Source organism: Thalassospira sp. Z349TD_5 (assembly GCF_056173045.1).
In genome coordinates this window covers 3,059,263-3,082,490 of sequence record NZ_CM149654.1, presented here as the reverse complement: position 1 = coordinate 3,082,490, position 23,228 = coordinate 3,059,263, and the positions used below count along the sequence as shown (strand labels likewise).

At 53.6% G+C, this 23,228-nt stretch carries 18 protein-coding genes; 10 read left to right on the top strand and 8 right to left on the bottom strand.

Features of this window, described 5'->3' with window-relative positions; translation table 11 throughout:
* Positions 1-2: 2 nt before the first annotated feature.
* Positions 3-995, top strand: a complete 993-nt coding sequence (locus tag AC0VXT_RS14290; RefSeq protein WP_475545958.1) for a GlxA family transcriptional regulator — start codon at positions 3-5, stop codon at positions 993-995.
* Between the two features lie 127 nt (positions 996-1,122).
* Here the strand turns inward: AC0VXT_RS14290 and AC0VXT_RS14285 are convergent, their stop codons facing one another.
* The 4 genes from AC0VXT_RS14285 to AC0VXT_RS14270 form a co-directional block, all read right to left on the bottom strand.
* The gene (locus tag AC0VXT_RS14285; RefSeq protein WP_475545957.1) at positions 1,123-3,684 is read right to left on the bottom strand and encodes a GcvT family protein; all 2,562 of its coding nucleotides are present in this window, start codon (positions 3,682-3,684) and stop codon (positions 1,123-1,125) included.
* A gap of 92 nt (positions 3,685-3,776) precedes the next feature.
* Entirely contained in the window at positions 3,777-4,634 is an 858-nt protein-coding gene (gene purU, locus AC0VXT_RS14280; RefSeq protein WP_417823990.1) for a formyltetrahydrofolate deformylase, read from the bottom strand.
* A 36-nt stretch (positions 4,635-4,670) separates the two neighbouring features.
* Complete coding sequence (locus tag AC0VXT_RS14275) at positions 4,671-5,606, bottom strand: electron transfer flavoprotein subunit alpha/FixB family protein (protein WP_475545956.1); 936 nt, start codon at positions 5,604-5,606, stop codon at positions 4,671-4,673.
* Positions 5,607-5,626: 20 nt separating this feature from the next.
* Positions 5,627-6,376 (bottom strand): electron transfer flavoprotein subunit beta/FixA family protein, encoded by a 750-nt coding sequence (locus AC0VXT_RS14270; RefSeq protein ID WP_475548587.1) that lies wholly within the window; start codon positions 6,374-6,376, stop codon positions 5,627-5,629.
* Positions 6,377-6,783: 407 nt separating this feature from the next.
* On the opposite strand from AC0VXT_RS14270, the gene AC0VXT_RS14265 reads away from it, so the two are divergent.
* Entirely contained in the window at positions 6,784-7,881 is a 1,098-nt protein-coding gene (locus AC0VXT_RS14265; protein ID WP_475545955.1) for a GlxA family transcriptional regulator, read from the top strand.
* 30 nt (positions 7,882-7,911) lie between these two features.
* Here AC0VXT_RS14265 and AC0VXT_RS14260 read toward each other — a convergent pair whose 3' ends face one another.
* From AC0VXT_RS14260 to AC0VXT_RS14245, 4 genes are all read right to left on the bottom strand, one after another.
* Entirely contained in the window at positions 7,912-9,045 is a 1,134-nt protein-coding gene (locus tag AC0VXT_RS14260; protein WP_475545954.1) for an FAD-binding oxidoreductase, read from the bottom strand.
* Positions 9,042-10,319, bottom strand: coding sequence for an aromatic ring-hydroxylating oxygenase subunit alpha (locus AC0VXT_RS14255; RefSeq protein ID WP_475545953.1), 1,278 nt, complete (start codon positions 10,317-10,319; stop codon positions 9,042-9,044). The genes AC0VXT_RS14260 and AC0VXT_RS14255 overlap by 4 nt, the downstream gene beginning before the upstream one ends.
* 667 nt (positions 10,320-10,986) lie before the next feature.
* Entirely contained in the window at positions 10,987-12,942 is a 1,956-nt protein-coding gene (locus tag AC0VXT_RS14250; protein ID WP_475545952.1) for a 3-hydroxyacyl-CoA dehydrogenase NAD-binding domain-containing protein, read from the bottom strand.
* 1 nt (position 12,943) lies between these two features.
* On the bottom strand, positions 12,944-13,780 hold the full coding sequence (locus tag AC0VXT_RS14245; protein WP_475545951.1) for an alpha/beta hydrolase: 837 nt from the start codon (positions 13,778-13,780) through the stop codon (positions 12,944-12,946).
* Positions 13,781-14,047: 267 nt separating this feature from the next.
* On the opposite strand from AC0VXT_RS14245, the gene AC0VXT_RS14240 reads away from it, so the two are divergent.
* Genes AC0VXT_RS14240 through kynA form a run of 8 tightly spaced genes read left to right on the top strand, consistent with a single transcriptional unit; the run spans position 14,048 to position 23,192 of the window.
* On the top strand, positions 14,048-16,288 hold the full coding sequence (locus tag AC0VXT_RS14240; RefSeq protein ID WP_475545950.1) for a bifunctional salicylyl-CoA 5-hydroxylase/oxidoreductase: 2,241 nt from the start codon (positions 14,048-14,050) through the stop codon (positions 16,286-16,288).
* 6 nt (positions 16,289-16,294) lie between these two features.
* Positions 16,295-17,053: an SDR family NAD(P)-dependent oxidoreductase gene (locus AC0VXT_RS14235; RefSeq protein WP_475545949.1), complete on the top strand. Its 759-nt coding sequence runs from the start codon at positions 16,295-16,297 to the stop codon at positions 17,051-17,053.
* Positions 17,050-17,547 (top strand): MarR family winged helix-turn-helix transcriptional regulator, encoded by a 498-nt coding sequence (locus AC0VXT_RS14230; protein ID WP_475545948.1) that lies wholly within the window; start codon positions 17,050-17,052, stop codon positions 17,545-17,547. The genes AC0VXT_RS14235 and AC0VXT_RS14230 overlap by 4 nt, the downstream gene beginning before the upstream one ends.
* Positions 17,540-18,352 carry an enoyl-CoA hydratase family protein gene (locus tag AC0VXT_RS14225; RefSeq protein ID WP_475545947.1) on the top strand — a complete coding sequence of 271 codons (813 nt, stop codon included), beginning with the start codon at positions 17,540-17,542 and terminating at the stop codon, positions 18,350-18,352. Before AC0VXT_RS14230 ends, AC0VXT_RS14225 begins: the two co-directional genes overlap by 8 nt.
* Positions 18,352-19,506: an acyl-CoA dehydrogenase family protein gene (locus AC0VXT_RS14220; RefSeq protein ID WP_475545946.1), complete on the top strand. Its 1,155-nt coding sequence runs from the start codon at positions 18,352-18,354 to the stop codon at positions 19,504-19,506. Before AC0VXT_RS14225 ends, AC0VXT_RS14220 begins: the two co-directional genes overlap by 1 nt.
* A gap of 22 nt (positions 19,507-19,528) precedes the next feature.
* Positions 19,529-21,154 carry an AMP-binding protein gene (locus AC0VXT_RS14215; protein WP_475545945.1) on the top strand — a complete coding sequence of 542 codons (1,626 nt, stop codon included), beginning with the start codon at positions 19,529-19,531 and terminating at the stop codon, positions 21,152-21,154.
* On the top strand, positions 21,151-22,344 hold the full coding sequence (gene kynU / locus AC0VXT_RS14210; protein WP_475545944.1) for a kynureninase: 1,194 nt from the start codon (positions 21,151-21,153) through the stop codon (positions 22,342-22,344). Before AC0VXT_RS14215 ends, kynU begins: the two co-directional genes overlap by 4 nt.
* Positions 22,345-22,346: 2 nt before the next feature.
* On the top strand, positions 22,347-23,192 hold the full coding sequence (kynA, locus tag AC0VXT_RS14205) for a tryptophan 2,3-dioxygenase (protein ID WP_475545943.1): 846 nt from the start codon (positions 22,347-22,349) through the stop codon (positions 23,190-23,192).
* Positions 23,193-23,228 lie beyond the last annotated feature (36 nt).

The window sequence follows — 23,228 nt, the reverse complement described above, 5'->3', positions numbered from 1 at the left end:
AGATGACGCAGCCGAAAGCGCCGAAACTTAGGGTCGGATTTATCTTGGCCCCCCATTTCACCATTTCGGCCTTTGCCAGTTTTCTGGACGTCTTGCGTCTGGCGGCTGACGACGGAGATCAGTCGCGTCAAATTAATTGCGAATGGCATATTCTATCGCATAACGGGCAACCGGTACGATCAAGTTCTGCGGTTGAAGTGCGCCCTGATGCACCTTTGGCCCGTCCGCAGGATTATGACTATATCGTTGTTGTCGGCGGGTTGTTGAAAGAACAGGTCAGAATCGGTCCGGAATATATCCGCTTTCTTCAAGATGCAGCCAATCGGGGCGTGCCGCTTGTCGCGCTGTGCACGGCTGTTTTCCTGATGCATGAGGCGGGGCTGCTTGATGGCTATAAATGCTGCGTCAGCTGGTTCCATCATGACGATTTTCTTGAAACGTTTGAAGGCATGGTACCGATTTCCGACCAGATATTTGTCGTGGATCGGGATCGATTGACCTGTTCGGGGGGGACCAGTTCAGCCCATCTTGCGGCTTTTCTGGTCGAACGTCATGTCGGGCGGGCAGCGGCCCAAAAAAGCCTGCACATCATGATCATTGATGAACTTCAGGTTGCCGAAAAACCACAGCCGGGTTTGCCGCTTGAACTATCGACCCGTGACCCGCTGGTCAGTCGGGCGTTATTGCGTATTCAACAACGCCTTGATGCACCAGAACCCGCCGAGAATCTTGCGAAGGCACTCGGTGTCAGTAAACGTAAACTCGAACGCCATTTTCAAAAGGCCCTTAATATTACGCCGTCCATCGCCGCCATGCGCATTCGCATAGCACAGGCAAAAATGATGATTGAACGGACCGACAGAACAATTGTCGATATTGCCAATTCGACAGGGTTTTGTGACGCATCACATTTCAGTCGCGTGTTTTCAAAGCAAGAAGGGATGGCACCGGCCGCCTATCGGCAGGCGAGCAGGTTGGGGCCCGCCGACGTTTGATTTTCGTTCCTGACGATCCCGTTAAGCCAGACCATCATGAGCCAAACCCATCAGCAGACAGAAACGCCATAAAAAAAGGCGCAACCTTGAAAACGGCTGCGCCTTTTCTGGGTGATGGGTCTTACCGCTAGCTGCGCGGTTTGAGGTTTTCCGGATCATAGAGCGGCGTGTAGCCAATTCCCACGACCTCGACCGGATAGATCTCGTCGAAGTAGGAGACGTTCAGTTTGCGACCTTCCTGACAGTAATCCCATGGCAAATAGGCAAGGGCGATGTTTTTGCCGATGCTGGGACCAAAGGCGATGGAGGTCGTATAGGAACGACGACCAAGTTCATCGATCAGGGTTTCGCCGGTTTCGGGTTCCATGACCGGAAGGTTACCCACCGGATAACGTGCGACACCTTGTGCGTTGACATTGTCGGTCATGACAAGGGTACACAGCATTGCTGGTTGATGTTCGCGTTCACGATATTCGACGTGCTTTGCCTTGCCGCAGAAATCGGCTTCCTTGACCTTCGGGCGGGCCAGTGCGGCTTCGAGAAGGTTGTACTGCGTGTGCAGATCGGCATTTTGCAGGCGGAGTGATTTTTCCAACCGGCGCGAGTTGGCATAGGTTTCAACACCAACTGCCATCACACCGATCTCGCGCAACGCATCCCAGACGGCAAGGCCGTCTTCGTAGTGCATATGCAGTTCCCATCCTTGCTCCCCGACATAGGAAATGCGGAAGGCTGTTACGGTTTTGCCGGCAATCTGGATTTGACGGATTGCTGCGAATGGGAAGGCGTCGATGTTTAATTCATCGGGGTTTTCAACGACTTTCTGCAGGTTTTCGCGTGCGTTCGGTCCCCAGATGCCAATGGTTGTGAATTTCTCGGTGACATCGGTAATGGTGACATCAAGACCCTTATCCATCGCAACGCGGCGCATGTGGATCAGGTCACGTGGACCGGCATCCGCACCGTTTACCAGACGGCAGCGGTCTTCCATACGAAACATTGTAAAGTCCGCACGCACGTTGCCGTCTTCATCAAGCATATGGGTATAGATACCCTTGCCGATATTGGCATCCCCGCCAACTTTTGCAGCGCAGAGCCATTCCATGAGTTCAACATGGTCCGGGCCTTCGATTTCGGTCATATGGAAGTGCGACAGGTTAATGATGCCGCAATCATCACTCATGGCGAGCTGTTCGGCATTGGAAACGCGCCAGAAGTGACGGGTATCCCACTCGTTTTCGCGCACCGGAACGCGGGCGGCATATTTTTCAAGCAGATGTTCGTTCGCCGCATAACCATGCGCACGTTCCCAACCACCCAACTCCATGAAATATCCACCCAGTTCGACTTCACGCTCATAGAACGGGGAGCGACGAATGCCACGTGCATTGGCGAACGGTTCACGCGGGTGGACTGGCGGGTTATAAATCTTTTTCGCCGTCTCATAGCAACGGTCATAGATGTATTTTTCGTCGAGTTGGAATTCATTGTAGCGGGCAAAATCAATTGCATGATGATCGACATGGGTGCGGCCATGGGTCATCCAGTCGGCAATAAGTTTGCCCATGCCCGGTCCGTCTTTGATCCAGATTCCAACAGCATACCACAATCCGCGCAGTTTCTGACTTTCCCCCATCGCAGGGCCACCATCGGCTGATGATTGCAACAGGCCGTTAAACGAATGGCTTTCGTTAAAGCCAAGCTCGGTCAGGATTGGGGTAAGTTCCATGGCGCGTTCAAGTGGTTCGATCACGTCTTCGAGTTCGAGATCGCGCTGTGATGGTGACAGGCGTGCCTGGTCTTTTTCAAGAATGTCGCGCGGATGCACAAGACGCGGGTTTTCTTCGTAGTAATACCCCCACTCGATCTGACCGCCTTCGGTGCTTTTGGGATCGCCCGTATCGCGCATATAGGCCGAGTTGCCCTGATCACGCAGAAGCGGCATGCCGATTTCAACGCCGGTGTTTTCAAAGGCGTTGTACGGACCAAAGAAGGTCAACGGATGATCGACCGGCATCACCGGCAAATCTTCGCCAGCCATTTCCGCAATCAAACGGCCCCAAAGACCGGCACAGACAACAACATGATTGGCATGGATCGTGCCACGTTCGGTCTTAACGCCGATGATGCGACCATTTTCGGTGATCAGATCAAGGGCCGATGTGTTGGCAAACATTTGAAGTTTGCCGGTGGCAGCAGCCTGATCAATCAGTTTGCCAGCAACAGTTTGGGAGCGCGGTGTCACAAGACCAGCATCGGGGTCCCACAAAGCCCCCTGAATTTGATCTTCTTCAAGCAGCGGGAATTTTTCCTTGGCCTCGGCAGCACTGATGATTTTGACATTGGTGCCAAAAGCCTTGCTGGAATCAACGCGGCGTTTGAGTTCTGCCATGCGTTCGTCATCGCCAACACGCGCGACTTCGATGCCGCCGATGCGCGCGTAATGGCCCATCTTTTCATAGAAATCCATGGAATACATGGTTGTCCAGCACGTCAACAGATCGTGGCTCGTCGCAAAGCAGAAGTCAGATGCATGCGCCGTGGAGCCAACGTCAGTTGGTATGCCGGACTTATCGATACCAACAATATCGTCCCACCCGTTCTCGATCAGGTGATGGGTAACCGAAGCCCCCACGATACCGCCGAGGCCGACGATGACGACGTTAGCCTTTTGTGGAAATGCGGCCATTTTTTCATTCCTTGTTTTCGAGACGATTATCATTGGTCGGCATTGGACAATATGTCCGGACCGATTTGACCCGGTCCCGACACTCATTTGGCCTATAAGGTGAAGACCACAGTGCGATGATTGTTCAGCATCACGCGACCTTCAAGATGATATTTTACAGCACGGGCAAGAACGCGAGCTTCAATGTCACGACCCGTGGCGACAAAATCATCCGCGGACATCGCGTGGTTTACCCGTTCTGTTTCCTGTTCAATGATTGGGCCTTCATCAAGATCAGGTGTGACATAGTGTGCCGTGGCACCAATCAGTTTCACCCCACGGTCATAGGCCTGATGATAGGGTTTTGCGCCCTTGAACGACGGCAAGAACGAGTGATGAATATTGATGATCATGCCATAAAACTGGCTTGAAAGCTCGTTGGTCAGAACCTGCATATAGCGGGCAAGGACGACCAGCTCGGAATTGGTTTGCTTGATCAGGTCGGCCAGTTTGGCTTCCTGTTCAATCTTGTTGTCCTTGTTCACCGGCATGTAATGGAACGGAATACCTTCCTGTTCGGCAACTTTGCGGGCGTCTTCGTGGTTGGAGACAATTGCAGCAACTTCCGCATCAAGCCACCCCACCTTGATTTGATAGAGCAGGTGAAGCATGGCGTGGTCGAATTTCGACACCATGATGATAATTTTCGGGCGCCGCGAAACGACATCGACTTTCAGCTTCATGTTGAAGCGGTCAACCGCCGGATTAAGTGTTAGAACAATTGAATCCTTGTCGATTTCTGCCGGTACACTGATCCCCACACGAAGGAAGAACTGGTTCGTGTGCCGGTCCCAGAACTGATTTGATTCGATGATGTTTGCACCGCGCGATGCCAGTGCAGACGTTACCGTTGCAACGATGCCGGGCTGGTCGTCACAGGCGATGCGCAGGATGTAAGAATTTTCGCTCACTGGATCAGTTCCGTTTCAATTGGGTTAAGGTGCGTCTCAGAGCTGACCTTCCAGCTCCGGCAGGACATCAAACAGATCTCCGACAATACCGTAATCTGCGACCTGAAAAATCGGTGCATCTTCGTCAGTGTTGATGGCGACGATGATCTTTGAATCTTTCATGCCTGCCAGATGCTGGATCGCACCGGAAATACCACACGCGATATAAAGATCGGGTGCCACGACCTTGCCGGTCTGGCCAACCTGCAAGTCGTTTGGAGCATACCCGGCATCAACAGCCGCGCGTGATGCACCAACGGCCGCACCGAGTTTGTCCGCCAATGGAGTAATGACGGCCTTGAACTTTTCCTCGGAGCCAAGTGCACGGCCACCCGAAACAATGATCTTGGCAGATCCCAATTCCGGGCGGTCATTTTGCGACAGGATATTTTCGACAAAGGATGATTTTCCGGCATCAGCCGCACCGACATCAATGCTTTTGATCGGGGCTGTGGTGCTGCCGTCTTCGGTGGCACCAAAGCTGGATGTTCGGATGGTCATGACCTTTGTCGCATCGGTCGTTTGAACGACTTCAACAGCATTTCCCGCATAGATCGGACGTTTGAACGTATCAGCATCGACGACGTCCATAACCTCGGATATCTGCATCACATCAAGTAGGGCTGCGACGCGCGGCAGAATGTTTTTGCCGTTTGCGGTTGCCGCGGCAACGATGGTGTCGTAGTCGCCGCTTAGCGAGACAATGAGGGCTGCTGCGTTTTCTGCCAGTTGGTTTTCCAGTGCATCACTTTGGGCAACCAGTACAGTACGCACGCCTGAAAGCTTGGCACTTGCTTCGGCAACTGTGCTGACATCTTTGCCTGCAACCAGAATATCGATGTCACCACCGATCTTTGCCGCAGCACTCAGCGCCTTTGCGGTCTGCTCGGAGAGTGCGATGTTGTCATGCTCGGCAAAAAGAAGAATAGCCATAATTTCAATCTCCGCTTGGTTCAGATGACGCCAGCTTCGTTTTTAAGTTTTTCGGTCAATTCCGCAACGTTGGCGACCTTAACGCCAGCCTGACGGACAGCGGGTTCTTCAACCCGGATGACGCGCAGACGCGATGCGACGGTAATGCCGAAATCATCGGGGGTTTTCGTTTCAAACGGCTTTTTCTTGGCCTTCATGATGTTTGGAAGCGACGCGTAGCGCGGCTCGTTCAGACGCAAGTCCGCCGTCACAATCGCCGGGAGACTGATGTTGATGGCCTGAAGACCGCCGTCAACCTCTCGGGTGACTTTTGCACTGTCGCTGCCAAGTTCAAGCTTGGAAGCAAAGGTTGCCTGCGACCAGCCCAGCATTGCCGAAAGCATTTGACCGGTTTGATTGGCATCATCATCAATGGCCTGTTTGCCAAGGATGACAAGTTCGGGTTGTTCGTCTTTTACTACGCCAGCAAGAATTTTTGCGACGCTAAGCGGCTCAACCGGCCCATCGATGGTAATCAGGATGGCGCGGTCTGCGCCCATGGCAAGGGCGGTACGCAGGGTTTCCTGCGCTTGTGCCGGGCCGATGGAAACGGCAACAACTTCGTCTGCCTGACCATTTTCCTTCAAACGAACGGCCTCTTCGACGGCAATCTCGTCAAACGGGTTCATCGACATTTTGACATTGGCAAGATCAACGCCGGAACCATCCGCCTTGACGCGGATTTTCACGTTGTAATCGACGACGCGCTTTACTGGTACGAGTACCTTCATCATTTTCCTCTCTATCGAAGTCCCCGACAGAATGACCTGTCTTAGGACGACCAGCGCATCAGCCGCGGTCTATTGTGCGTATCAAAGATTGGAAGCATTACGTGATGTAAGACTTCCGAAGGTAACATCGGTTTTGGATGTGTTTTCCCGGAAATAGGGTCAGATCAATACGTTGGAGATCGAATATCAGGGGCGCGAATGTTCTGTGTGCAAGTTTGCGCGAAAAAGAACATGGTCCTTTAGGCCGATATGCCGAGTCCTTAGAGTTTCTCTTGGTTCCCCAATCTGGTCGTCTAGATCGCAGTTGATAATCTGGCGACTTTTTGCGCCACAAAATAGAATGTTTGCGTCAAAGTGAGATTATCGCTACGACAAAAGCAGAAACCTTGTCTGTATCGGAGGAACCGGTGCTCACGAATACGAAATTTGGTAACCAAAACACACCGCGCCTGACTGTCGGGTTTATTCTGGCGAACAGGTTCACGCTTTGCGCTTTTGCCAACTTTGTTGATGTACTGCGACTGGCTGCAGACGAGGGGGATCGTAGTCGACCGATCCTGTGCAACTGGACGGTTCTGTCTGAACGGATGGACCCGATAACGTCCAGCAGCGGTATCACGGTGCAACCCAAAGAACGCCTTGGCGATCCCCGACGGTTTAATTACATCGTTGTCGTCGGTGGCCTCATGGCGGAAGAGCCAAATCTTAGTCCGGCCTATCAGAAGTTTTTGCATGAAGCCGCCGCCGTTGGTGTGCCGCTTGTTGGTGTTTGTACCGGCGCGTTTCTGCTGCATGAAGCTGGGCTGCTTGATGGGTATCGCTGTTGCATAAGCTGGTTCCATCACTCCGAAGTTGTTGATCAATTTGAAGGACTTGACCCGGTTACAGAGCAGATCTTTGTTGTCGATCGGGATCGCCTAACCTGTTCGGGGGGCGTGAGTTCGGCCCATCTGGCGGCTTATCTTGTTGATAAGCATGTCGGGCGTGCACAGGCCAACAAAAGCCTTCACATCATGATCATTGATGATGCGCTTCAGGCTGAAAAACCGCAGCCGGGCATTCCGCTTGATCTGAAGACACAAGATACGATTGTTCAGCGTGCCTTGCTCATCATGCAGCAGAACATCGATATGCCAATTTCCGTGCAGGAGATTGCGCGCCGGATGGGCAACAGCAAGCGTCAGGTCGAGCGACATTTTCGCATCAGCCTCGACACATCCCCGCAGGTTGCCTTTCTTAACATCCGTCTTGATTTGGCCCATCACCTGATCGAAAAGAGCCAGAAGTCTGTCGCCCAGATTGCCGTGGATTGCGGTTTTTGCGACTCGTCACATCTAAGCAGGATGTTCCGCCGCCGCTATGGCTGCACGCCGCAAGCATTGCGACGGCCCGTAAGTTTGGAGGCGGAATTAGCCGTTCAACGAACTGCAGCCAGAAGGTACGTTCGAGGAATAATTCCCAAATGGTCGTACCACTGGTGGCGGCTTCTTGGTCCTGAACCGTGATGAACGGCGTATGGGCGCCGGGACTGGATTTTACAGCTCGACCTCAACATCGGAAAGCGGTGTGGAGCAACAGATCAGGATTTTTCCCTGATCGATTTCGCGCTGACGAATGCCGCCACCATGCTGCATATCGACCTCGCCTGAGTTCAGCTTTGATTTACACGTTCCGCAAATGCCACGCTGACACGAAGACAATGGCAACAGTCCCGCTTCACGTGCGGCCGAAAGGATTGTCATGCCCGGACTGCATTCGACGACATGACCGGTTTTGCTGAAACTTACACGGAAGGTCTGGCCACTGATTTCCGGTGCGACAGAGCTGTGCTCTTCGAAAGTACCTGCCGTTTCAGCACCGAAGTCAAAGCTTTCCTCATAGTACTTTTCCATGTCGAACCCGGCTTCGCGCAACATGTCGCGCACACCATCCATGAAGCGGCCCGGTCCACAGCAGAAAATCTTCCGGTCCTTGAAGTCAGGTGACATAAGCGACAGCATCTGCAAGCTCAGGCGCCCGCTAAAGCCCGTCCAGCTGTGGCTGGCTGATGTGCTGTCGCAGGTTAGCGATACTTTTAGTCCCGGGTTCTGCGACGCCAGAAGTGAAAGTTCGTCGCGGAAAATCAGGTCGGATGGCGTACGTGCTGCATGGACGAAATGCAAATCTGTCGGTTCGGACAAATCACATGCCGTTCGGGTCATCGACATCATCGGTGTGATGCCGCTTCCTGCGGAAATGAACAGCAGTTTTTCTTCAGATGTCGCGTCGGTGGTAAATTCACCCCCCGGGCCCGAGACATTTACTTCCTTGCCCGGCACCATGTAATCATGAAGCCAGTTTGATCCGGGGCCGCCGGGAACACGTTTGACCGTGATTTCGAGCCGGTATGGCCGTGCCGCCGATGCAGAGATCGTATAGCAGCGCGTCACCATGCCTTCGACCGGAAGTTCGAACGTCATGAATTGTCCCGGTGAATACCGAAAGTCGCGCGGTTCGCGTCCGGAAAAGACGAACGTTTTGACGTCATGGGTTTCCTGGCGCACCTGTTGACAGACAAGAACGTCGTCATGCTCAGGGTCCCAAAGCGGAACGCGGGTTGCTTCGGTCAGCATTTCTTCGCTGGGCTTATCGCCACCTTGTCCAGTCGTGGTCGTTTTGTTCGCACTCATTCTGCGGCAATCCCGGCTTTTTGGGTGGTAGCAAAGTGGTCATCCAGACGCTTGATATACCAGTCACAGAACGCTTCGACATGTGGTTCTGTGAATGTGGAATAAGGACCCGGTTCGTAGGCAGGCTGTTGACTGCCAATCTGGGCGAGACGCACAAGTTCAGCATCCTGCACGTTGGTCATATTCCAGACATGCGTGAGGTTATCAAGATTGTAATCTTCGTTCTCATGGGCATTCTTGTGCACAAGCCATGTGGTCCGCACCAGCGTCTTATCAGGGCCGAGTGGCAAGACGGAGAATGTGACAATGTGGTCGCTCATGAAATGGTGCCACGAGTTCGGATGTGTCCAGAAACTAAGCCCGCCAAGTTTGGCGTCCGTGAACTGCCCAAGCAGCTTTTTCGATGCAACTTTGGTGTCAAGCGTATGCGATTCCCCGGCGCGCATGAGCGGCAGCCGCATCGTGCGGAAACCGGTAATGTTTGACAGATGATCTGATTCTGCTGATGGCAGGCCACATGCTTCCCAGCGCGTATGATCTGTGTGAACTGCAGAAAGGTACTTGTTTACCTCCTCAGAACGCCGCTGATCCATTTCATCGGGTGAGAAACCAAAGCCAAATGCTGACAACGGAACGGTGAGCTGCGGGTGATTGCCATCACAGTGATAGCATTCCCGATTGTTCTCCATCGTCAGTTTCCAGTTGCCTTCTTCGATCAGCTCCGATGTATGGGCGACCTTACAGTTGGCAATATCATGCGGTGCGAGGTAGGGCTCCATAACTCGGGCCATTTCCTCAATATCGGCAGGGGCATCTTTCGCAAGGCATATAAAGATCAAACCCGCGATTGAGCGCACATGTACAGTCTTGAGGCCGTGACAGCTTTTGTCAAAGCCAGCCCCCATGTGTTCGGCAAGGATCAAGTTGCCATCTTCGTTGTACGTCCAACCGTGATAGCGACAGACAATGTTACCAATTGTTGTGGCACGTTCGTCAATCAGCTTGGCCCCGCGGTGGCGACACACATTGTGAAAGGCGCGTATTTCCATATCATCGCCACGCAGCAGCAAAACCGACGTCTTGTCGACCTCAACCGTGACGCAATCGCCTGGCTCGGGGAGCTCCGGCTCGACGGCGACAAAAATCCAGTGCTTGCTGAAAATCTCTTTGATGTCGAGATCAAGAATTTCAGGCGAACTATAGAAAGGAGCTTCGAGGCTTTTGCCTTTTTGGCGACGGGACACAAGTTTTTGAATATCGGATAATGAATGCATGATCGAAACCTTGGCTTCTGTGTGGTGCCCGGATAGAAAACCTGTGCAGGGCGCATGTCTGCAGCAGGGAATTAGCGTCTCACGTCACAAGGCATCGTCGTATCTTTTGTCCGTCCTGATCTTTGATCAGAAGGGCATGGACGCGTGATCGCCTGTTTGGCCGAGGTGATTTGCAAACAGATAACGTGATCGCCGACCTTAATACAGGCGCTGATTGATCATGCCCCGCGCGATCGAAGATGCGGGGATATGTGGTGTTCAGGCGGGACCCTGAACACTTAAGATCAGTCACATGCCATGCATGGGCTGCGTCACGGGCTGTCAGTTGCACCCAAATTCTCCCTAATCTTCGTCGGCAGGTTACCTGCTCTTTGGTCGCCGTCGTTTGAAATTTTGACGACTTGAAAATCTATTTCGGATTGATCCCGATATGGCAGAAAGCTTAAGTCAAAAAGGCAGTAGGTTTGCGACGCAACACCGTATTGTGTGATCCAAAGGCACGTTTACGCCGACATCGAGGACTTTTCACGGTGTTGAGTATGTACTTTATTTGGTCATCAAAGTGCATTTAGACAAGTTCGAAATACACCAGAAACCAAATCGGGGCGGAAGGTGAAAAACCTTCTGCCCCGACGACGTTGAAATGATTAGGCGTTCTTGATCCCGGTTACTTTTGGGTCATGAACATCGGGCCGCCCTTATGGCGCGGGAAACCGTATCCATTGACCATGACGACATCAATGGCGTCTGGGCCCATGGCGATCCCCTCGGCAAGGATTTTATCGCCTTCGCGACGCATGGCATCAAGGATGATGGACATGATTTCTTTGGTGTCGAAATTGCGACGTGTGATGCCTTTTTTATCCGATTCCGCAATCACCAGTGCATCGACGTCCGGGTCCGGGTGTCCTTTGCCGTTTTCATCATAACGATACCAGCCAAGACCGTTCTTTTTGCCAAACCGTTCCATCTCACACAGGTAGTCGCCAAGCGCGACGTAGCGTTCATTCGGATCGCGGAATGGGGCAAGGCGTTTGCGGGTGGCCCATGAAATTTCAAGCCCGGCCATGTCCTGCATGGCAAACAGGCCCATAGGAAAACCAAATTCGACCATCGCATCATCAATTTGATGAGGAAGTGCGCCATCTTCGAGCATGTATTCGCAATGTTTGCGATAGGCCGACATGATGCGATTGCCAATAAAGCCATCGCAAACTCCACAGGGAACAGCGATCTTGCCAAGTTTGCGCGCAAAGGTAAAAGCGGTCGCAAGACTTGTCGCATTGGCCTGATCGGTGCGGACCACTTCAAGCAGCTTCATGATATGTGCCGGTGAAAAGAAATGAAGCCCGATCACCCGTTCCGGATGGGCGCATTTGGCAGCAATTTCATTGATGTCGAGATAGGACGTGTTGGATGCCAGAACCGCATCTGGCTTGCAATGCTGTGATAGTTTGCCAAACACCTCGTGCTTGACGGTCATATCTTCAAACACAGCTTCGACCACCAGATCGGCAATGCCAAGGTCCGCGTAGTCGGTGCTGGTAGAAAGCGATGCCAGCAGATCGTCAAAACGATCTTGCGTAATCAGGCCGCGTTTGAGGCTGCCGCCAAGATGCTTTTCAACGGTTGCCCGCCCATGAGCACAGGCGTCTTCGTTGCGTTCAATAATCGTTGCCTTGAAACCCGCCAAAAGGGATGCGGTTGCAATGCCAGCCCCCATGATGCCGCCACCGATCACGCCGACTTCATTGATTGGGTTTGGTGAAGCACCATCAAGTTCAGGAAGTTTGGCAACGGATCGTTCGGCAAAGAAAATATGACGCAGTGCCTTGGACTGATCACTATCGCGCAGTTCGACGAACTTTTCGCGTTCATGAACAAGGCCCGCTGCGGTGTCCTGTTCGATGCCGATGCGAATGGCCTGGGCGGCGATGACGGGGGCAATCTGTCCGCGGGCTTTTTTACCGACACCCGCAATGATTTCATCCCACTGATGATCATCAGGCGCATCAACTGGCGGGCAGCGACGCAATTCCAAGGGGCGCGGGCGATTAATGATGGTACGGGCGAAATCCTGTGCGGCATCGCGAAGCGGGCCATGCGCGATGGCATCAATCAGGCCGATTGCGTTGGCCTTGTCGGCCGAAACCGGTTTGCCACTCGTGATCATGACAATAGCGTCGCGGACTGGAACAAGGCGTGGCAAGCGTACTGTACCACCAGCACCGGGAATAAGCCCCAGATTAACTTCTGGCAGGCCAAGCTTCGCACCACTTTCCGCAATCCGGTAATGACAGCCAAGCGCAACTTCGAGCCCGCCACCCAGTGCATGGCCATGAATGGCGGCAATGATTGGTTTGGTGGTGGCCTCCAACCGTTTGATCACATCGGGCAAGATCGGATCTTTGGGCGGTAGACCAAATTCACTGACATCGGCACCGGCAATGAACGTTTTGCCCGCACAGATTAGAATGGCGACCTTGATACTGCTATCGCCTTCGATCTTATCAAGGGCGTCGACGATGCCTTGACGCACGCTGTGGCTGGTGGCGTTGATCGGCGGATTGTCGATGGTGATGAAGGCGATGTCGTTTTCAGTTGAGAGGTTGACGGTCAACATGTCAGATGTCCTCCGGATTAATCGGGGTCAGCAGACAGGCTGTCAGATCAGAGTCCGGTTCGGCCAGATCGGAAATAACATTGAAATGATGCTTGTCCGGGACGTGCACCGCACGGGTCGATGCCCCAAGTCCGGTCCAGATATTGGCCAAAAGATCATTCTGGCGGACAAATTCAGGACGTTCATCCGCCCCGACCCAGCAGGTGATTGAGCAGGGAAGGGCGGGGCGCAGAAGTGCCGCACTTTCCATCACAAATTCCTGACCATCCAGCCCTAGAGCATCATTCATTGATGTGTTTAGAAGTGGGCGCAGGTCATGCAGGCCGGAAATTGAGACTGTGTTTTTAACACGTGACAGGTTGCCCGACAGTAGCGGGCTGGTTTCACTGACCATGCGACTGACGAGGTGCCCACCGGCAGAATGGCCGGTCAAATGAATGGGACCATCGATGCGCGCAGCGGCGTGATTTATTGCCGCCCCGATTTGACGGGTGATCTGCGACAGGCGGACATTTGGAGCCAAGGTATAACTTGGCATGCATACCGCCCAACCCTTGGCAACAGCACCGTTCGCCAGATGTGACCAACTGGATTTATCAAAGGCCTTCCAATACCCGCCGTGCACAAAAACAACCAGTCCCTTTGGCGTGTTGTCAGGAAGAAACAGGTCGTATTTTTCGCGGTCCCCGGTGCCATAGGCGATATCAAGCTCTGCGCGTTGGGTCGCGAGCAGGGTGTCACGGAACCGTGCGGATTGCTCTGCCCACATGCCCGGATATGAGCCGGCATCGGCGATATGGTCGCCATTGGCATATGCGTCGTCCCAGTCGGTAATCATGTGATCTGTCTTCCCTGATCGTCGATATGTTAGGTGCGCCAGCCGTGATTTTCGTGGGGCTATTGTGGGCGCACCTTCGTTTGTTTGGCAAATTCTAGGCAATTTCACAGATATTTCAAACTCAAAATATTTATGCTTGAAATAAATCAATTCGAGGCGTACCGTTTTGTCAGTTTCCCGAAACAGCCAAACAAATCAGGAAGGGAAAAGCTGGTGAGAGTAGCTTGTCTGGGTGGCGGTCCCGCGGGGCTTTATTTTGCAATATCAATGAAATTGCGTGATCCGGCCAACGAGGTCGTGGTGATTGAACGCAACAAAGCCGACGATACGTTCGGTTGGGGCGTTGTGCTGTCTGACGAGACTCTTACGAACCTTGCTGAGAATGATCCCAAAAGTGCCGAAGCCATTCGGGCGCATTTTTCCTATTGGGATGATGTTGCGGTCAAATACCGTGGTGCTAAGACAGTCTCAACCGGGCATGGCTTTTGTGGCATTGGTCGAAAACAGCTTTTGATCCTGTTGCAGCAACGTGCGCGTGAACTTGGCGTAGACCTGCGCTTTGAAACAGAAGCCCAGAGTGCGGCGGACTATAACAAGGATTACGACCTTGTGGTTGCCTGCGATGGGTTGAATTCTAAAACCCGCACCGACTATACCGAGCATTTCCAGCCCGATATTGACACGCGCAAATGCAAGTTTGTCTGGCTGGGCACTCATCAGAAATTTGATGATGCCTTTACCTTCATCTTTGAAGAAACCGACAAGGGCTGGGTCTGGGCGCATGCCTATCAGTTTGATGATGAAACGGCGACGTTCATTGTCGAATGCTCTCATGAAACCTGGGAAGCTTATGGCTTTGGCGAGATGACCAAGGAAGAGTCTATCGCGACCTGCGAGGAGATATTCAAGGATCATCTTGATGGCCATGCCCTGATCAGCAATGCGCACCATGTGCGCGGTTCCGCGTGGCTCAGCTTCCCGCGCGTTTTGTGCAAAAGCTGGTCGCATGAAAATATCGTTCTGATGGGAGACGCCGCGGCAACCGCACATTTCTCCATCGGGTCGGGAACCAAGCTGGCGCTTGAAAGTGCGATTGCACTGGCAAATTATCTGCATTCCGAAACCGATCTGAAATCGGCCTTTGGCAAATATGAAGACGAACGCCGTCTTGAAGTTTTGCGCCTGCAGTCGGCAGCGCGTAACTCGATGGAATGGTTCGAAGAAATTGAACGCTATTTCGATTTTGATCCGGTTCAGTTTACCTATTCTCTTTTGACCCGATCACAGCGTATCAGCCACGAAAACCTGCGTGTCCGCGATGCCAGATGGCTCAGTGCGGCAGAAGGCTGGTTCCAGAAACAGGCTGGTGTTCCTGTAAACGATGCGGTCCGTCATCCCATGTTTGTGCCGTTCAAACTGCGCGACATGGACCTTAAAAACCGGATCGTTGTGTCCCCGATGGCCCAGTATAAGGCGGTTGATGGCTGCCCGACGGATTGGCATTTGGTGCATTACGCCGAACGGGCCAAGGGCGGTGCGGCAATGGTCTATACCGAGATGACCTGTGTGTCGGCCGATGGTCGGATTACACCGGGATGTCCGGGGCTTTATGACGATGCGCATGAGCAGGCCTGGAAACGGATTGTCGATTTTGTCCATGGTGAAACCGATGCCAAGCTGTGCATGCAGATCGGGCATGCCGGGCGTAAAGGATCAACCCAGCTTGGTTGGGAAGAAATGGATGCGCCGCTGTCTGATGGTAACTGGCCGCTTTTGTCGGCATCTGCCATAGCATGGTCGGATCGCAATCAGACGCCAAAGGCCATGACGCGCGATGATATGGACGTTGTCCGTGATCAGTTCGTCGCAAGTGCCAAAATGGCCGACCGGGCCGGGTTTGACATGGTCGAAGTCCATGCCGCCCACGGGTATCTTTTGTCGTCCTTCATCAGTCCGGTCAGCAATGTACGCGATGATGAATATGGCGGGTCGCTTGAAAGCCGGATGCGCTATCCGCTTGAAGTGATCAATGCGGTGCGTGCCGCATGGCCTGCACGTAAGCCGCTTTCTGTGCGTATTTCGGCCAATGACTGGGTTGGTGAGGCTGGTGTTACGCCAGAGGAAGCGGTTGAAATCGCCCGTATGCTTAAGGCCAATAATGTTGATATCTGCGACGTGTCGGCCGGTCAAACCACCAAGGATGCCCGCCCGGTTTATGGTCGGATGTTCCAGACGCCGTTCTCTGACCGTATTCGCAACGAAGCCAATATCGCGACGATGGCGGTGGGCAATATTTACGAACCCGATCACGTTAATTCGATCCTGATGGCAGGGCGTGCGGACCTTGTCTGTCTGGCGCGGCCGCATCTGGCGAACCCGTATTGGACGTTGCATCAGGCAGCAGCCCTTGGCAATCAGACGGAAAACTGGCCCGCACCTTATTATGCGGGACGTGACCAGATGGTCCGTCTGGCCGAACGGGCCGACGTCATGACCGGAAAGGTCTAAGCACTCATGGTCGATCTTGCTGTTCAGCGTGCATTGATTACTGGCGGTGGGTCCGGGGTGGGGGCCGTCATGGCGCGCATGTTGGCTGATGCCGGGGTGAAGGTTGCTGTTTCAGGACGTCGCAGCGACGTTTTGGCCGAGGTCGCCCAACATGAAAATATCACAGCAATCGTTGCCGATGTGACCGACGAGACATCGGTGCGCGACATGTATGCGACCATGGTGGCCGAAATCGGCGCCCCGGATTTGGTGATTGCCAATGCGGGTATGGCCGAAAGTGCTCCGATTGGCAAAACATCGGTCGATCTGTGGAAACGCACGATTGACGTCAATCTGACCGGTACGTTTCTGACCTTCCGCGAAGGATTGGCTGTGATGGATAAGGCCAAGCCGGGCCGCCTGATTTCGATTGCTTCGACCGCCGGGCTTAAGGGCTATGCCTATGTCACGGCCTATTGCGCGGCAAAACACGGTGTGGTCGGCCTTGTTGAGGGCATGGCCGCCGAGCTTGCCAGCAGCTTGGTTACCGTAAATGCGGTGTGCCCCGGTTTTATGGAAACGCCGATGTTGGAAAAGTCGGTCGAAAACATCGTTGCCAAAACCGGCATGAGCATGGACGCCGCGCGTGCAAGCCTTGCGAAAATCAATCCGCAGAACCGCTTTATCCAGCCTGGTGAAGTGGCCAACACCGTCATGTGGCTTTGCAGTCCCCATGCGGCATCCATTACCGGACAGGCGATTTCGGTATCGGGAGGAGAAGTATGAAAATGAACCATTCCGATGATCGGCGCGATCTGATGGATAATGAAACATCTGATCTGTCCAAGGCGCGTTTGCGGGCGTGGCTTCAGATTCTGAAAGTCTCGCGCAAAATCGAAGGTGAGCTGCGCGAAAAAATGCGCATCGAATTTGGCTCAACCCTGCCGCGTTTTGATGTTCTGGCCGCACTTTACCGCGAACGCGATGGCATGCGCATGAGCGAACTTTCAAAATCCCTGATGGTGTCAAACGGCAATGTCACCGGCATTGTCGATCGCCTTGTCGGGGAGGGAATGCTCGTACGTGTGCCGGTCGAAAATGACCGCCGCGCATCGATTGTGCGCCTGACCGAAGCGGGCGAAAAGGATTTCGCCGAACGGGCCCTTGTGCATGAAGGCTGGGTTTCCGAGCTGTTTAGCGACCTTTCGGCCAGTGATGCCGATGGCCTGATCCGTATTCTGCGCACCATTTCCCATCATAACGAGGCGCCCCATGACTAAAATGGCGAACATCAAACCAACCCATTTCAACTGGCGCATGGAAGGCGACGTTGCGGTCATTTCACTGGATCGTCCCGACCGCAAAAACCCGTTGACGTTCGATAGCTATGCCGAGCTTCGCGATACCTTCCGCGATCTGGTTTATGCCGATGATGTCAAGGCGGTGGTGTTTGGATCAAACGGTGGCAACTTCTGTTCTGGCGGGGATGTGCATGACATCATTGGTCCGCTGATCAAAAAGGACATGAAGGGTCTTTTGGAATTCACCCGCATGACGGGTGATCTGGTCAAGTCGATCATTGGCTGTGGCAAACCGGTGATTGCGGCGGTGGACGGCGTTTGTGTGGGTGCGGGGGCAATCATTGCCATGGCATCCGACCTTCGTCTGGCGACGGCCGCCTCCAAAACGGCCTTCCTGTTTACCCGTGTCGGGTTGGCGGGCTGTGACATGGGGGCATGTGCGATCCTGCCACGCATCATCGGACAGGGACGTGCGGCTGAACTTCTGTATACCGGGCGTTCGATGTCGGCCGAGGAAGGCGAACGTTGGGGGTTCTATAACCGTCTGGTCGAGGCCGATGTTCTTGAGGCGGAGGCCATCACCCTTGCAACCCGTATTTCCCAAGGCCCGAATTTCGGTCACATGATGACCAAAACCATGCTGGCGCAAGAATGGAACATGTCGATCGAACAGGCGATCGAGGCGGAGGCACAGGCGCAGGCAATTTGCATGCAGACCGAAGATTTCAATCGTGCCTATACGGCCTTTGTTGCCAAGGAAAAACCGGTGTTTGAGGGCGACTGATGGCAGATATATCCTTCCTTGATTGGCCGTTTTTTGAAGACAGGCACCGTGAATTGGCGGTTAAGCTTGATGCTTGGGCGGCGACCAATCTTGATGGCATTGATCATGATGATGTCGATGATGCCTGCCGGGATCTGGTTCGCCGACTGGCCGATGGTGGTTGGTTGCGCCATGCGGCCATTGATCCGCAAGATACCGGATCGAAACTTGATGTGCGGTCGCTGTGCCTGATCCGCGAAACATTGGCGCGCTATGACGGGTTGGCTGATTTCGCCTTTGCGATGCAGGGGTTGGGGAGTGGCGCGATCTCTTTGTTTGGGACGCAAGCCCACCGGGGGGGATGGCTTTTGAAAGTACGTTCTGGCAAGGGGATCGCTGCCTTTGCGCTGACCGAACCGCAATCGGGATCGGATGTTGCCAATATCGCCCTTGATGCCAAACGTGATGGCGATGATTTTATTCTGAACGGTGAAAAGACCTGGATTTCCAATGGCGGGATCGCAGACTTTTACTGCGTCTTTGCGCGCACCGGCGAAGCACCGGGGGCCAAGGGGCTTTCGGCCTTTGTCGTTCCGGCAAACACACCCGGATTAGAAATTGCCGAACGGCTGCATACCATCGCACCCCATCCACTCGCACGCCTGAAATTCACCGATTGCCGTATCCCCAAAGAAGCCCTGATCGGTTCGGGTGGGGATGGATTTAAAATTGCGATGTCGGTTCTGGATGTTTTCCGGTCAACCGTTGCCGCCGCCGCCCTTGGTTTCGCGCGCCGTGCGCTTGATGAGACGATCAATCGCGTTCAGGAACGCGAATTGTTTGGCGCACCGCTTTTTGATCTGCAGATGGTTCAGGGACATGTCGCGGACATGGCGCTTGATATCGATGCGTCGGCGCTTTTGGTCTATCGCGCCGCATGGCTCAAAGACAGCGGTGCCCCGCGCGTAAGCCGCGAAGCGGCGATGGCAAAACTTTATGCAACCGATCATGCACAAACCGTCATTGATAAGGCGGTGCAAATTCATGGCGGCGACGGTGTGCGCAGTGGGCACATCATAGAACTGCTGTACCGGGAAATTCGCGCTCTTCGTATCTATGAAGGCGCCTCAGACGTCCAAAAAATAATCATCGCACGGCAAACGCTGGCGAAATAATGGCTTTATCAGGGGCTTTACAATGCTTGGACCGACTGCACATACTGATCAATTCACACGGGACAATTTGCCACCGGTGGCAGACTGGCCAGAGTTCAATTTGGACAAGTTTGAGTATCCCGAATATCTGAATGCCGGGGTCGAACTGACCGACAAAATGGTCGAACAGGGTTTTGGCGATAACACCGCCCTGATTGGCAATGGTCGCCAGCGGACCTATAAGGAACTGGCAGACTGGACCAACCGCATTGCCCACGCGCTGGCCGAAGATTACGGCGTTAAGCCGGGCAACCGTATTTTGATCCGCTCGGCCAATAATCCGGCGATGGTGGCCTGCTGGCTGGCAGCGACCAAGGCCGGCGCAGTTGTGGTCAATACCATGCCGATGCTGCGGTCTGGCGAACTGGCCCAGATTGTCGAGAAGGCGGAGATTGAATTTGCCCTATGTGACACGCGCCTGATGGATGAGATGGTCGCCTGTGCCAAGGACAGCAAATTCCTTAAAAAGGTTATCGGATTTGATGGTACCGCCAATCACGACGCCGAGCTTGACCGCATCGCCTTGACCAAATCGGTCAAATTCGAAGCGGTTAAAACCGGGCGCGATGACGTGGCCTTGCTTGGGTTTACCTCGGGCACGACCGGCAGCCCCAAGGCAACCATGCATTTCCATCGTGATCTTCTGATCATTGCCGATGGCTATGCCAAGGAAGTGCTGAATGTAACGCCTGATGATGTGTTTGTCGGATCGCCCCCCCTTGCCTTTACATTTGGTCTGGGCGGACTTGCCATTTTCCCACTGCGCTTTGGGGCGACTGCGACCTTGCTTGAAAAAGCGTCCCCTCCCAACATGATCGAGATCATCGAAACCTATAAGGCGACGGTGTGCTTTACCGCGCCGACCGCCTATCGCGTGATGTTATCGGCGATGGAAGAAGGGGCTGATTTGTCATCCCTGCGTGCGGCGGTTTCGGCAGGCGAAACTCTGCCAGCGCCGGTTTATGATGCCTGGATGGAAAAAACCGGCAAACCGATGCTTGATGGTATTGGCGCGACCGAGATGCTTCATATCTTTATCTCCAACCGGTTTGGTGACAGTCATCCTGCCTGTACGGGGCGCCCGGTTGGTGGATATGAAGCCAAAATCGTTGACTACGATATGAATGAAGTTCCGGTCGGAACGGTTGGCAGGCTTGCGGTGCGCGGACCGACGGGGTGTCGTTATCTTGATGATGTGCGTCAGTGCACGTATGTGCGTGATGGCTGGAACCTGACAGGGGATGCGTTCTTTGTTGATGAGGATGGCTACTATCACTTTGCTGCACGCAATGACGATATGATCGTCTCGTCGGGTTACAACATCGCCGGTCCGGAAGTCGAGGCCGCCTTGTTGTCCCACGTAGCTGTTGCCGAATGTGCGGTCATTGGTGCACCGAATGAAGAACGCGGCACCATTGTTCAGGCCCATATCGTTCTGGCAGACGGTTTTCACCCGACACCCGAGATGGCCAAACAGTTGCAAGATCATGTAAAAGCGACGATCGCGCCGTTTAAATACCCGCGTTCCATCGTCTTTATCGAGACACTGCCAAAAACCGCGACTGGAAAAATTCAGCGCTTTAGACTGAAACAGGACATGTCTGCATGATCGATTTCGCCGCCACCAAATCCCTGTTCCATATTCCCAAAGGTGTCATTTACCTTGACGGGAACTCGCTTGGCATGATGCCAAAGTCGGCCGCAAATCGCGCCAAGACGATGATCGAGGATGAATGGGGGGAAATGCTGATCCGGGGCTGGAATGATGCCAAATGGATGGCGCAACCCGAACGTGTTGGCAATCTTGTCGCGCGTTTGATTGGGGCGGCTCCCGGTACCGTGGTCATGGGCGATACCCTGTCGATCAAGGTGTATCAGGCACTGGCAAGTGCGCTGGAACTGCGCCCGGATCGTAAGGTTATTGTATCGGACAACGGGAATTTCCCGACTGACCTTTATATGGCCGATGGCCTGATCAAAAGTCTCGATAAGGGGCATGTGCTTAAAACACCAAACCCCGAAGATGTCGAAAGCCTGATCAACGAAGGCCTTGCTGTCTTGATGCTGACCCAGGTCGATTATCGCACCGGGCGTATGCATGACATGAAACGCATTACCGATCTTGCCCATAAGGCGGGGGCGATTGTGATCTGGGACCTAGCGCATTCGGCGGGGGCTGTGCCGGTTGACCTGACTGGATGCAACGCGGATTTTGCCGTTGGCTGTACCTACAAATATCTTAATGGCGGTCCTGGTGCCCCGGCATTCATTTATGTCCGGCCCGATCACGCCAAAACCATCCGACCGGCATTGTCTGGATGGTTGGGCCATGCTGCCCCATTTGCCTTTGACCGTGATTATACGCCGGCCCCGGATGTTTCACGCATGCGGGTTGGCACACCACCGGTTATTCAGATGACGGTGCTTGAAGAAGCCATGAAGGCATGGAACGGCGTTGACATGGCTGATATCCGCACACGCAGTATCGAGCTGTGCGAGCAGTTTATTGCGGGTGTCGAGGCATCCTGTTCGATGCTGGAACTGGCAAGCCCGCGTGATCCACAACATCGTGGTTCACAGGTGTCGTTCAAGTTTGATCAGGGATATGCCGTGATGCAGGCCTTGATCGCACGCGGCGTGATTGGTGATTTCCGCGCACCCGATATCATTCGTTTCGGGTTTACCCCACTTTATATCGATAATGGTGATGTCGATGGTGCGGTTAAAATTCTGGCCGAGATCATGGAAACCAAATCATGGGATCAGCCGGAATTCCATAAACGCAACGCGGTGACCTGATCATGGCCAAGCAAACCAAACCATATGATCCCAGCAACGAAGGCGCACGCACGGATTTTTCCGATCAGATGTCCTATGGCGATTACCTGTCGCTTGATGCGATCCTGACGGCCCAGCATCCCAAGTCGGATGCCCATGACGAAATGTTGTTCATCATTCAGCATCAAACGTCCGAGCTTTGGATGAAGCTTGCGATCCGTGAAATCAGTGCGGCCCGCGGCGTCATGGGTAAGGGGGATTTCCGCCCGGCGTTTAAGATGTTGGCGCGCGTGTCGCGGATTTTCGAGCAGCTTAACAACGCATGGGACGTTTTGCGCACCATGACGCCAAGCGACTATACGACGTTTCGCGATGCGCTTGGTCCGTCATCGGGGTTTCAGTCCCATCAGTATCGTCAGATCGAATTCATGTTGGGCAACCGCAATCACGCGATGTTACGCCCGCATGCCCATCGCGAAGACATTCTTGAGTTGCTGAAACAAGAACTGGCAACGCCCAGTCTGTATGATGCGGCGTTGGGTCTTTTGGCGGGCGAAGGCATTGATCTTCCTGATCATGTTCTTGGACGTGATGTTTCGCAACCCTATACGCCAGATGACGCCGTGATTGCGGCCTGGCACAAGGTTTACAGCAATCCAACCAAATACTGGTCGCTGTATGAACTGGCTGAAAAGCTGGTGGATTTTGAAGACTACTTCCGTCGCTGGCGCTTTAACCATGTGACCACTGTTGAACGCGTTATTGGTTTTAAACGCGGGACCGGTGGCACGGGTGGCGTCAGTTACCTTAAGAAAATGCTGGAAGTAGAACTGTTTCCGGAACTCTGGCGGGTGCGAACCACGCTTTGAGGATGGACGGGCATGATGCAAATACTGCAAGATCAG